This window comes from Silvibacterium sp. (genome assembly GCF_047605705.1).
Taxonomy (GTDB): domain Bacteria; phylum Acidobacteriota; class Terriglobia; order Terriglobales; family Acidobacteriaceae; genus Silvibacterium.
Genome location: NZ_JASGFD010000003.1, coordinates 139,981 through 152,080 on the forward strand (window position 1 = coordinate 139,981; position 12,100 = coordinate 152,080).

The 12,100-nt window shown below is 57.7% G+C and carries 9 protein-coding genes; 1 reads left to right on the forward strand and 8 read right to left on the reverse strand.

Annotated features, from left to right (window positions below):
- From QM649_RS02030 to QM649_RS02065, 8 genes are all read right to left on the reverse strand, one after another.
- Window positions 1-2,931, reverse strand: a complete 2,931-nt coding sequence (locus QM649_RS02030; RefSeq protein WP_415197334.1) for a carboxypeptidase regulatory-like domain-containing protein — start codon at window positions 2,929-2,931, stop codon at window positions 1-3.
- Between the two features lie 198 nt (window positions 2,932-3,129).
- A complete protein-coding gene (locus QM649_RS02035; protein ID WP_415197335.1) occupies window positions 3,130-4,818 on the reverse strand; it encodes a TIGR03435 family protein in 1,689 nt (562 codons plus the stop codon).
- A 22-nt stretch (window positions 4,819-4,840) separates the two neighbouring features.
- The gene (locus tag QM649_RS02040; RefSeq protein WP_415197336.1) at window positions 4,841-5,710 is read right to left on the reverse strand and encodes a TIGR03435 family protein; all 870 of its coding nucleotides are present in this window, start codon (window positions 5,708-5,710) and stop codon (window positions 4,841-4,843) included.
- 21 nt (window positions 5,711-5,731) lie between these two features.
- Window positions 5,732-7,507, reverse strand: coding sequence for a TIGR03435 family protein (locus tag QM649_RS02045; protein ID WP_415197337.1), 1,776 nt, complete (start codon window positions 7,505-7,507; stop codon window positions 5,732-5,734).
- Window positions 7,504-7,893 (reverse strand): BlaI/MecI/CopY family transcriptional regulator, encoded by a 390-nt coding sequence (locus tag QM649_RS02050; protein WP_415197338.1) that lies wholly within the window; start codon window positions 7,891-7,893, stop codon window positions 7,504-7,506. The genes QM649_RS02045 and QM649_RS02050 overlap by 4 nt, the downstream gene beginning before the upstream one ends.
- A 150-nt stretch (window positions 7,894-8,043) precedes the next feature.
- Window positions 8,044-8,910, reverse strand: a complete 867-nt coding sequence (locus QM649_RS02055; RefSeq protein WP_415197339.1) for a TIGR03435 family protein — start codon at window positions 8,908-8,910, stop codon at window positions 8,044-8,046.
- 105 nt (window positions 8,911-9,015) lie between these two features.
- Window positions 9,016-9,882 carry a hypothetical protein gene (locus tag QM649_RS02060; RefSeq protein WP_415197340.1) on the reverse strand — a complete coding sequence of 289 codons (867 nt, stop codon included), beginning with the start codon at window positions 9,880-9,882 and terminating at the stop codon, window positions 9,016-9,018.
- Between the two features lie 148 nt (window positions 9,883-10,030).
- Complete coding sequence (locus QM649_RS02065) at window positions 10,031-11,701, reverse strand: M48 family metalloprotease (RefSeq protein ID WP_415197341.1); 1,671 nt, start codon at window positions 11,699-11,701, stop codon at window positions 10,031-10,033.
- 61 nt (window positions 11,702-11,762) lie between these two features.
- On the opposite strand from QM649_RS02065, the gene cyaY reads away from it, so the two are divergent.
- Window positions 11,763-12,098: an iron donor protein CyaY gene (cyaY, locus tag QM649_RS02070; RefSeq protein ID WP_415197342.1), complete on the forward strand. Its 336-nt coding sequence runs from the start codon at window positions 11,763-11,765 to the stop codon at window positions 12,096-12,098.
- Window positions 12,099-12,100: the final 2 nt, after the last annotated feature.

The window sequence follows — 12,100 nt, forward strand, 5'->3', positions numbered from 1 at the left end:
TCAGAACCTCAACCTTGCCGTGATCTTCAGGCTGCGCATGGCATTCACCGATGCCGGCACTCCGAAAATCGTATTCGTCGTGGTCGGATCGACCGTGAGGTTGTAGCTCGTATAGACCGGGTGATTGAGCACATTCGTCGCGTCGGCGCGGATATCGAGATAATAGCGCTGCGTTGGCCGGAAGGTCCGCTGCAATGAACTGTCAAAAGTAAATGTGCCTGGGCCAGTTACAGAATCTCGTCCTGCAGTTCCCCACTGCCCGGACTGCGGCGCAGTAAAGGCTGCCGGATTCACAAAATGCCCTGCCGGTCCGTCGTAGAGCGATGCGGATGTGCGATCCGGACGAATGCTTCCGGAGAAGCCTGTGCCTGGAACGATTGCATCGTAGACTGGCGTCTCCGGCATTCCGGTGCCCGCGGCGATCGTGTTTACAATCGTCCACTCTTTATACATTCGCCCCAGCCATCCACTCATCAGTGTGCCGCCACCAATGCCCATGCCTGTCGTGTACTGTAAGGTCGCGTTCAGCAGGTGACGCTGATCAAAGCTGGAGAGAGAGCGCTCTGCACCGAGATCGCGCCAGTTCTGCGCAGTCGACATTGTGGTAGCGGCAGCACTCGTAGCTCCGGCTGCCAGTGGTCCCTGCCCTCCCAATGCGGAGTCGTCATCCGTGGACTTTGAGTATGTGTACTGGAGCGATGCGGTGAGTCCGCTGCGTAGCCGGCGCCGCAACTGCACTGTACCTGCTTCACGTGACGAACTTCCGCCGGAAGTCTCATAGTTGAACCCTGACTGGCAGGAAGCACACGGGTTGGTTGCTCCAACAGGGTAGCTGTTCGGCAAGAACTGCTGCACGCCATTCGAGCCCCTGATGCCCTGGTACGTCACGACCATCTGCAATGCCGCAGGAAGGTCCCGCTGCGCGCTGACCTGCCACACCTGCGCAAAGCCAACGCGGAAGTTCGGATCAATACCGAAGAGATCGGCCGTCGACTCACTGCATGCGTTCGGCCCAGTCTTCAACGACTGCGCGCAGATGCTGTTACTGGCGCTGATGCTGGTGGCAAACGGAGCCTGCTGCGCTAGCTGGAGCGCGATGCTCTGGTAGAGCGATGTGTCAGCATAGATGCCGTAGCCGCCGCGAATAATCAATGACGAGGCTGCCAGCGGACGCCACGAGAGTGAGAGCCGTGGTTCGATCATGCTGCGATCCGGCCGCAACAGAGAGTTTGGATAATGCTCCCCGGTGATCGCTCCGACTGGATCGGTCGCAACAACCGTCGCAACGTCTGCGAATCCGGAAGAAACATCGAGGTTCGCGAGACGGTCCTTTAACTCGGTAACCGGAGCACTGTACTCCCAGCGCAGACCAATGTTCATTGTCAAATCTGGCGCGAGATGCCAGTCGTCCGTCGCATAGAGATCGGAGACCGATTCGCGCAGATATTTGTCAGGATTACCCGAGACCAGCGATGCAGTATCCGGGATTCCGCTGAAGAAATCCGAGAGATCAGACCCCGTGGCATCTCCATTGAAGGTGAAGATGCCACGGGGATTCTCCTGCGAATAGTAATTGAACTCCTGCCGGCGGAAGTCTCCACCGGCAGTGATGTCATGCCGGTGAAAGAACCATTCCAGGTGACCACCGATGGAGTTCGTTTCGTTGCGGTTGAGAGAACTCTCCGCGTCCGTGAGCGATACGATGCCACTTGAAAAATTCAGCGTGGGCGGTCCCCAGTTCGTCGGTTCCTGGTTGTTGCCGGTCATACCAGCCTCACCCGACACATTCACACGGTCTGCAAAGAAGGGCGTGATTTGCGAACGCAACCGGCTGAATTGATATTCGACATTCGCAAACATGTTGCCTGCAAACCGATGCGAGTAAGTCACATCGGTGTTCAGGCCTAACGTATCCGTGGTGTCGCGAAATCCAAAGATGCTCGTCGTATCAGCGCGCGAATCCTGAAAAGCGAACTTGCCAGTGATCGAGTCTCGTCCAAAGTTCTTTTCCAGGCGGCTCTGTAGCGCGTCCTTATGCGTCGGATTGACGACAGGAAGCTGGTAGTTATAACTGCTGTCTCCTGTCACATTCGGAAGCGGGTAGTAATCCAGCAGAGCCTGTGCCACCGGGTCGATCGCACTCACGGTCGTCGTGCGCTGCAAAAGTGTCGGTACAAGACCAGTCTGATCGACGGCATCGTTATCGCGGGTTAGCTCATAGTTGACGGCGAAGTTTGGTCCGCGCCTCACCAGAAGATGCGGAATTACCAGCGGGCCGCCGAGTGAGGCCGTTAGCGTGACCTGGCTGAAACCGGGTTTCGCTGCTTCGACGCCGGATAGCGAATACGAGCGTGCGTCGAGCGCCGAATCTCCAAAGATGAGCCCAAGCCCGCCGTTATAGATTCCGTGAGAATGATTGCGCGTGTTACCGAAAGCCTGGTTGAGCGAAAACTGTGACGTCGCCGCATTGTTCACACTTCCGTTCACCACCAGCCCCTCGCGGGCAGCAGTCTTCTGGGGCGATGTCGTAGCACCCGAAGCCGGCGGTGCGGAAGGCTCCGCACTATGCGCCGTGCTGAGCTTTGCGCTTGCGAGCATCTGATCGACAGACAGCATCTTCAGCTCAAAGTTCGCGGCAGCCGTACCGGCATGCACCATGATCTCCTGCTCAACTGGCGAAAAGAGCGACATGGTGACAACAATCTTCCATGTGCCATCCGGAAGATCGGCAAAAGAATAGTTACCATGCTCATCCGAAACTGTGACGAACTTCCTATCGCCCTGAGTCGCGATAATCGTCGCTCCCGGAACCGGGAAGTGATTTGACAGCACGCTACCGTGCTGTTCGCTTGCGTGCAGCAGCAGTGGAAAGAAGAGGCATACGATGGCACCCCACCGTCTCCACCGCTGTGCGGTTGTCTCCTGCTTCATCGTTCTCCAGCTCTCCGAAGACCTGTGGCAATTACCGTGTATGCGTCCCGGAACGGCGGAACCGGAACACGCAACCTGCAGACGACTCTCTGACGCATGAAGACGAGGATGCGTAAGCAAACGCTCACACGAATTTTGTACACCTACTCCGAGATACAGGAAGCAACATCATCCGTCGTACCGTCCTCTCTCTTGCAGCTAGTTATCGCTCGGAGTTTGGACACTGTCGATCACCAATACCTGTAAAGGAACCTTATCCGGCTTGAGCTCCAATCCCATATCTGCCACAGCGGTAAAGACACTGGCTGAGTTCAACGGATCGGCTTCAGCCGCCTGCTCTGCCGGAACCATGCTCTCGCTGCCGCTGCCAACACGATAACCACCTTCTGGACCCTGCCTGGCGCGAGGCAACTGTATTGAAAAGTCATATGTGCCGGTGAGTCCTGTCCGGTCAAGGATAAGCCGTTCGGTGTAGGCGTTCAGTATCCCGGCAATCATGCCGATCGGTACGGCCTGTCCAATCGCCCGGCCATCAATGCCCTGAATGATGCTTCCAGGCCCACCTGTAGCATCGCCAATCTTGGGCGGATGCGCGGCATCGTCAGGAGAGGGCGCCTTCAGCTTCGAACCGCCTTTGGCAATGGTAAGCAGGTAAACCGGAAGCACTCTGCTCTCCCAATGAGCATTGAGATGAAAGCGCTCCAACAGCACAGGCTGCAACATGCGAGCTCGTTTTCTATAACCAAGTTTTGCGAGAGCAGGAATCTCCGGCGCATCCACCTTGACCTCGATAGCGTAGCGGTTCGAACTTGCCCAGGCCGGCAGCCGATCCATCTCATAAGTCTTGTCGATTCCGTAGGCAAGTTGAATCAGCTCCTTGAGAGATTCAGCCTCACAATAGAAGCCCTCCGGAGTGAAGCCGCTGCTTCCCCTGGAACGCTGCGCCGGATGAATCGACACCACTGCGAAGCGAGGCAGGCCGACCATACTTGTGTCGTTCTGCCCAGTAGCGGAGAGCGGATCGCTGAAGAGTCCTGGGGCAAGCGCAAAGCAGAGAGCAAACATTGCCGCGATGGCAACAGACGCTTTCGCGCGACGGCTCATCTGGACGCCAATAGAGCCCGTCATGATCCGCAGGATGCGCTGTTTCAGATCAGCTCCAGCCACGCCCGACATATGTGTCGCTGGTAATTCGAAATACCATCGGCACACCCCAAGAATGCTCGCGGCGTATATCTCAGGATGGCCGCCCGCAAGCAGTACAGCCTGCGGAAATTCAGCAAAGAGGTTGCCGGGAATCAGGATGCAGGGGCGCAAGATACCAACGACTCCCGGCTCAAAACTATCCTCATGCGAAAGGATAGGAACACCCGACAGTTGCGCCACCGGCGACGAATTCCGGCACAGCGTGCGGATGTGCCACCAGTCACGCACGTACCGCAAAATCACGATACTTGCGCCACATAGCCATACATATGCAAAGAGCCACGCCACCATCGCAACCTGCTGATGGAGTACTCCAGCGCCATCGGAAGCAAGATCTGCGTTGGCAATGAAACGCTGCGGCCCAAACGGCATCGACAAGCGCGCCATGCCTGCCCCAAGCGCTTCATGCTGCAGATGCAGAGGACGCAAAGCAGTCCATACAGAGCGCAGCCACTCAACTCCATCGATGAGCATCGCAAAAGGCAGCAGAAACTTGAGTGAAGCCAACACCCAGAGGCGGTAACGCACACTCGCTCGCGAATTGCGCAGTACGACTGCCAGCAACCACACCGCTAGGAAGACCGCTGACGACTGCCAGAGATGATTCAATATCGCGGCAGCCCAAGGAGCTTCTCCGAGTATCAGTCGACGCACTGCCATCCCTGTCATTGCACCCTGCATCGCTTCTCCTGCTGCGCCGCCGCTAGTTCTCCGTCGGCTCCTCGATATGGTCAATCACAAGCGTCTTCACGGGCCCTTTCGCGGAGACCAGCTTCAGGCCCAACTGCTCCTGCAAAGCCGCAAAGATCGATGGGCCGGCATCATCCGCTCCTTGTGGCGCATCCTGGCTGCTGTATTTCAGAGCGAAGCTGTATTTGCCTGTGAGTCCCGTCTGGTCGATAACATCGCGTTGTAACTCTCCGGACAAGTTGAAGGTCAGCGATGAGAGCGGCACCTGCCCGCAAACCAGAAGATGCCTGGTTCCATCGAAGCGGGACATCATCCCGCCTCCACCGACAGACTTCAGATCTTCCGCATTCGCTGCAGCATTCTGAGCAAATTTGGGTCCGTTCTTATCGACTACGAGGTCATAAATCGGAAGCTGCCTTGTTTCCCAATGCGTCTTTACATGGAAGCGATCGGCGAGCAACGAAGCGATCAACTGCTGCTCCTGCTCACGCGTCAGGTTCAACTTCTTCAACTCATCCGGTGGCGGGTCCACGATCTTTGCGTGGATATCCCAGTGTCTACTATCCGCCCAGGACGGCTTGCCGAGGATGAGTTCAGGGCGAATGCCATAAGCATTCATGAGCAGATTGTCCAGATCGACGTTCTCGCCATCGAAGTTTCCATCCCGGCGACTGATACTCATGCCGGAACTGCCCGGCGCATGCGGGTGGATCGATATCACGTCAAAGGCTGTAGGCACTTGTGGGCTGGTTTGACTCTGTGCATTCGCAGGCAGCGCCACTGCAGGCATCAGAGATACAAGACACCACAGCAATGCGCAGCGGCCACATACCCGTTGAGGTAGATGCTCCATAACCGATCTCTTCCCGTAAGCACCCGGCATCACACCTCCTTATCCTTCTGGCTAGTTCTCTGTAGGCGGATCGACATGGTCCACTACCAGCGTCGCAATAGGACCCTTTGCCGGCACAAGCTTCAACCCAAGCTGCTCCTGCAATGCCGGAAACAGCGACGGCAAAGCATCCGTCCCCGGAGGAGCATTCGGTGCCGCATATTTGATGGCAAAGCTGTATTTCTCCGTGAGACCTGTCTGATCGATGACATCGCGGTCCAGAGCATTTGCAAGGCTGAAGACAAGGGAATGAATCGGAGCCTGATTGAAGACCCCCCGATGCTCCGAGTCGGACCAGTTCGATGTCATACCTCCGGGAGAAACCCCCTTCAGCTCCTCCGCATTCTGGGCTGCATTCTGCGCGAATTTTGGTCCACCTTTATCGACGATCAGGTTGTAAACCGGGAGCTGCTTCGTCTCCCAATGCACCTTCGCGTGAAAGCGCTCAGCCAGCATATTCACCACGAATTGCCTGTTCTGATCGTCGGTGAGATTCAGCTTCTTCATCTCTTCCGGAGACAGGTCGACCATCTTCGCGTGGATATCCCATCTCCTGCCGTCCGCCCAGGATGGCACTCCAAAGACAAGGCCCGATCGGATTCCATAGGCATTGCAAAGCAGGTCCATCAGGTTGACGTTGTCTCCATCAAACTTTCCATCGCCAAAGCTGATGCCCATGTTATCGCTGCCCGGCTTACGAGGATGAATCGAAATCACGTCATAGGCAGTTGGCACATTCGCAGCTGGCGCGGTCTGCGCATGGACGCGATCCATCGTCGTCAAGCCAGACAACGCGGGAAACAGAATGACCGCGAGAGTTATGCCTGCCAGGATCAGCCTGCGGCGCACGCCGAGGGTACGTGGAGCCTCCCCGGACATGATGTGCACGATGCGGCGCTTGAGATCTGAGCCAGTGATGCCGGACAGACACGGCAGCGGCGACTCGACGTAAAGACGGCACACGCTGAGGATGCTCTCTGCATAAAGCTCGGCTGCATTTCCTGAATCAAGAACAGCCTCATCGCATGCACGCTCACGCTCTTCAAGCAGACGCGCTCTGATCCACCACACCGCGGGATGAAACCAGAACAGCGCCATGATTATCATGTGCACCGTCGCAGTCAGGTTGTCTCGTCTGCGAATATGAGTCCGTTCATGCTCGACGATCGCACGCAGCTGCACCTCCGGCAGTTCGGCGATGAGCCCTTCCGGCAGCAGCAGCACCGGTTGCAGAATGCCGAAGACCCCTGGCTCCATCGCAGCGTTGGATACACGCACATCCAAACCTTCAGCGAGGTGGAATCGGATAGGTGTTGATGTACTGACTGCGCGGCATATCTCCAGCCATTGCCTGAACCAGGACGCGGCGAGCACAACGACGCCAGCGAACCACACGGCGAGCAGCGCGGAGAAGACAATATGCTGCGCGCTCTGCCACGGATGAACAGGAGCTGCATCTTCGCTCAGAACCGAGACTCTTCCGTGCCCTTGTACAGGATGCGACAGGGTCTGCGCGAGCAGCGCGACGCTGTGTTCACTGCCCTGCGCGGGAATGACGAAGCGCGCCTGCGTGTGCGACGCAATAGAAGTAGCCAGAACGCTGACAAGAGCAAACGGCAACACAAACTTGATCGAAGCGGCCATCCATATCCAGAAGCGTGCCCGCGCAGGAGCACCGCGCAGGACGAACCTTAGCAGCCATGCCAGTCCGGCGATCAGGGTCGATTGCCATAGGTGATTTGTAACGGCAGCAGCCCAGGGCTCACTGAAAAGCATGGAGGAATTCATGCCTTCTTCTCCTTTTCCCGGGCAAGGTCGCGCAGTGTCCGCTCCGCATCCTTCACATCGTCGAGTGAGAGCTTGCCGGATTCGATCAGGTGCGCCATCACCGGTTGCGATCGCCCTCCCAGCAGTGAGAGGAGATCGTCAATGAGTGTGCGCTGAGCGGACTCCCGCGAGATGGCAGCTGCAAAGATGTGAAAATTCCCGACCTTGCGGATACGCTTGAGAACACCCTTCGTCTCCAGGCGATAGACCGTGGTCTGGATCGTGGTGTAGGCCGCGCGCTTCTTCGCTGGAAAGGATTCCTGGATCTCTCGGATAGAGAGATCCCCCTTCGCCCAGAACTGCTCCATGATCTGAAATTCGAGTCTGGATAGCTTTTGGTTTGCCATTGGCATCATTTACTACGTTGGTAGTAAACGCTACTACGAGGATGTGCGAAGCGGCAAGAAATATTTATATAGGAGTGGATATGGCATGAATGCGAGCAGGCATCTGGAGAATCAGGTGCCTGCCCCGCGAAGCGTACATCGCTGGTGCTGCTAATCGTTCGTACTGGGCTTATCGATATGATCGATCACCAGCTTGAAACCCTCATACTTTCCTGTCCTTAACTCCAGCCCTAGCGGCGCTACCGGCCACGAATAAATTGCGAGATTTCGATCATGCGTCGGATTATTGTCCACCAGAGTCATCGAGAAGTCATATCGCCCGGTAAGGCCCGTCTTATCGTGGATCTGTCGACCTGGGGATGCAGCCGCGAGAAACTCAACCAGTTCCCCTATCTGAGCACCGTAGAAGTGCCAGATCGTTGTCCCTCCAGACCCCTCCAGGGTTCTCACACCCCCCGTAGCCAACGACGCACCTCCAGACGGAAGCGGCGCCTTCAGATCTGAAGGCTTTAGCCCCTTCAACCCCTTCTTACCGACGACGAGCGTAAAGTCAGTAAATTCTGCAGGCACCTCGTGGACCTGAAGATTGCAGCGAGTCTTAAGCAGATCTCGCATTGCAGCGCGTAGTAGTTCATGACGAGGCCCCTGGCTACGCCACAACGCTATGTCCGTATCCGAAATGCGTGCGCGAATCGTGTACCAATCCGGGATATACATCCACTTCGGCATGTTTAACATGGGAAAGGTATCCCACGAGTGGTCGTCCGGCGAATAGGCCATCGCCACCATCATCCAAAGCGTCAGATTCGATGAATATCCAGTCGGAGTTGGATCGAACGTGACTCCCTCGCCAATCACTCCCGGTTTCACAGGCCGGATAGAGACGACATCGAATCGGAAGTCTTTTGCAGGAACTGCATCGCTGCCTGTAGAGAGAAAGGCCGGATGGTCTTCCCCCGCAATGGTCTGCACATCCCATAGCGCAACGCTGAGAAACAGGCAAAGAACTACGGACACGCTTCTGCACAATCTGCTCAACAGGTGCATTCAGTCCTCATACCACATATCGACTTGCTTTACAGATGTGCCTTACTCTATCGCAGCATCAATCCGAGTCAAGCGCTATTTCCCCGCCCGAGCCAGTTCGCTGCCATTGCCGGCTGCGGCTTTATCCAGGAGAGCCTTTGCCTCGGTCAATGTGATCCTGTGGTCTACCGGATGGAACTCCGAGCGGGTCTCGCGCTGATCCTTGGTCACGTCCTTGAAGAGCAGAACTTTGCCCTTCACGTGCACCTCAACCAGTGAGGTCTTCCAATGTTCGGAACTCACCTGCACGCGCCCGATCTCGAAAGTTCCTCCCTGCTCCACGTGACCCAGCAGGCCGTAGCCGAAGTCCACGCGATGCTCGAGCGTGCCGCGCATGGCCATCATCCGCTTCAGCTTTGCGTTGACGGTGATCGTTCCCCCCATCGCGTGCATCACCCGCTCTTCATAACCCGAGGGCACAAACGCCGGGTCGGGATGGAATGCAATGCGTACAGTGTCTCCATCCATTGCACTCTCATAGGTGAAGAGAAATGCCTTCGGGAGCATCTCCATCACATGCCGGAGACGCTCTTCGTCTTCCTCGTGCGCCTTGCGCACTTTATCCATCGCTCCTGGGCGGGAGATCAGTGACTGGAGTCGCCGTTCTTCTTCCGCCCGCGCCGCGTTGTCCAGCGGTGTTCCCTGCTGCTCAAGGAGGCGAAAGATCGGTCCTTCCGCGGTTTCCACCTGCTCACGGACGAGCCTGTGGCCTGACTCCTGCCGTTCACTGCGATATTCCCAGAAGCTATCGCGCTCGCGGTCATGCATCTCGTTGTAGATAACCTCGGCAACCAGCTTCTGCGGCGCTTCCGAGGGTAAAGCAGGCTGTTGCTGCGCACGGACAAGCGGTGCAAAGGAGAGCAGCACCGGCAAGGTGATTGCGAAGGACAAGCGGGGAGGCATGGCTCGTATTCACCTCTGTGGCGGAATTCACTTCCGGCTTCAGAGTGGCAAATCTTCGCGCCTGCGCATGATAAAAATCGGAGAATTGCTTCGGAAATGGTGCTGACTGTCTCTCGAGAGAAACGGTCGAGCCAATGTGGCCCGCGCTTCAGCGCAGGCCATGCATCAGCAGAATCGCTCCCGCGGCCGAGCATACAGCCGCCGTGGCCAGCTGAATCCACCGCGAATACGAGCGCTCCACGATATCCTCATACTCGTTCGCCGAGCCTGCATCGCCGCCAAAGAGCTGCGTCATACCTCCAGCGCTCTGCGCCTTCATCACACGGGCCTCGATCCGCGACATCTCCACGTACGGCTTGAGGCCGCGCCGGCACCAGCCGCGTACCTTTACCCGCTCACCCACCAGGCGGTCTGCGCTGTTCATCGCGAAAAACAGCCGCCCGAACGGAACCGAAGAGCGATAGAGCAGGAACATCATGCCCGTTTCGTCCTGCAATACCAGGTCCGGCGACCAGAAGGCGCCCGGAATGCCGTGCCCGATGATCTCACCTTCAAGCTCTACCGCCTGCGGGCGCATCTGCGAGATCTGCATGTTCTCGAGCAGCTCCACCACCGTGCGCCGCTCGACGCGTCCCTGGTAGCGGAAGGCAATCCTCGCCGCCCAGGTCGCGCCTAGCGCCAGCAATAACCACGCTACCGTATCGTGCGGAATCGCTACCCCTGCCCGAGACAGCGGTTTGTCTAACCAGAACAGGCTGAAGAGGAGAAAGCCGCATACCCACGGCGCAGCCCAGAAGAAAAACTCTACCGGGAAGCCCACCCAACTCAGCCGCTCGCCTTCAAGCAAGCCCGAGGCGGGAGCCTGTCCCTTGGCCTGTGCCATCTGCCCCAGCGCCCGAACGCGGAAGGCCGTCAGCGGATGGGTCGAGCTCATCTCATAGACCCGCGCCCATGGATTGATGACATCCCAGCGCATGACCCGTTCCCGCATCGCTGTGTCATTGGCCAGGGCCATCGCGTCGCCGTTCATCATGCTGGCAATCCCCATCAGCCCGAGCGATTGCCCCAGCTGCCGCGTCCGCTTCGCATTCGCCTTCTCGTATTTGTTGCCCTCTTTCGAGAGACGCGCCGCTTCGCTGCGTTCCCGCATCATGCCATAGCCGATCTTCACCAGCGCCGACGAGAGATGATTCGGCTGCCCAGTCGTCTCGGCCGAAAAATGATCCGCGCCATACTCCCGCGTGCGGTTCAGCAGTAGCACCAGGAACTGCCCCACCCAATACGCGAGATACGCCGCGTAGCTTACGACGCGCATATTGTTTACGCGGTTGGTCCACACATAGACCTGCCACAGCAGCAGCGGAGCCACGGCCGCCAGCGCCATCACCGCGAAGTCATAATGCGCGATGTGCCCGATCTCGTGCGCGAGCACCGCCTCGATCTCCTCTTCCGTCAGCCCATCGAGCAGCCCCCGCGTCACCACAATCCGCGCATCGCGCTGCAGACGTCCGAAGGCAAAGGCATTCGGCGTCCCGCTTTCGATCAGCCCCAGCCGGGGTATGGGGAGGCTCTTTGCCGCGCAGATCCGCTCCACACACGCCCGCTGCCGCGCAGGAACGGCATCCTCATCCCAATAAATGGTGAATAACCACTCGGTGATCTTCGGCGAGAGCAGGTATTGCACGCCGACCAGCACCACGACAAACGCGATGCCCCACCCGATCGAAGCCTGCCCGTGCAGCAGGTAAGCATCTCCGATCGCAAACACCAGCCCGTACAGCGCCACAAGAACCAGCAGGGAACGGCTTACGAATCCCATCGCGGAGCACCTCAGCAATCTGTCGCCACCATGGTACCGCAGCAGGCACTAAACTATCTGTATGCTCGACGAAACCACCTTCCGCCGCCACGCCGACCAGGCCATCGAATCCCTCAAGCGCGCCCTCATCGACGCCGAGGAGGGTGGAGACTTCGAGGTCGAAGAACAGGGCGGTGTCCTGAACATCGTCTTTGAAGAACCGCCCGCGAAGTTCGTCATCACCCCGAACGCGCCGGTTCGCCAGATCTGGATCTCGGCTCTCTCCACCAGCTTCAAGCTTGAATGGTCCGAGGAGGCCTCAGCCTTCATCCTGCCGAAGGATTCCACGCAGCTGAAGCCTTTGGTTGCACGGCTCATCAATCAGCAGTTGGGTGATGGAGACGTGACGCTCGACTAGAG

What these genes read in the sequence shown, in the direction of transcription:
- QM649_RS02040 (WP_415197336.1), bottom strand. Translation starts at nt 5,710, where the DNA reads ATGCCGGGTGCTTACGGGAAGAGATCGGTTATGGAGCATCTACCTCAA.
- QM649_RS02045 (WP_415197337.1), bottom strand. Translation starts at nt 7,507, where the DNA reads ATGAATTCCTCCATGCTTTTCAGTGAGCCCTGGGCTGCTGCCGTTACA.
- QM649_RS02035 (WP_415197335.1), bottom strand. Translation starts at nt 4,818, where the DNA reads ATGCAGGGTGCAATGACAGGGATGGCAGTGCGTCGACTGATACTCGGA.
- QM649_RS02060 (WP_415197340.1), bottom strand. Translation starts at nt 9,882, where the DNA reads ATGCCTCCCCGCTTGTCCTTCGCAATCACCTTGCCGGTGCTGCTCTCC.
- cyaY (WP_415197342.1), top strand. Translation starts at nt 11,763, where the DNA reads ATGCTCGACGAAACCACCTTCCGCCGCCACGCCGACCAGGCCATCGAA.
- QM649_RS02050 (WP_415197338.1), bottom strand. Translation starts at nt 7,893, where the DNA reads ATGGCAAACCAAAAGCTATCCAGACTCGAATTTCAGATCATGGAGCAG.
- QM649_RS02065 (WP_415197341.1), bottom strand. Translation starts at nt 11,701, where the DNA reads ATGGGATTCGTAAGCCGTTCCCTGCTGGTTCTTGTGGCGCTGTACGGG.
- QM649_RS02030 (WP_415197334.1), bottom strand. Translation starts at nt 2,931, where the DNA reads ATGAAGCAGGAGACAACCGCACAGCGGTGGAGACGGTGGGGTGCCATC.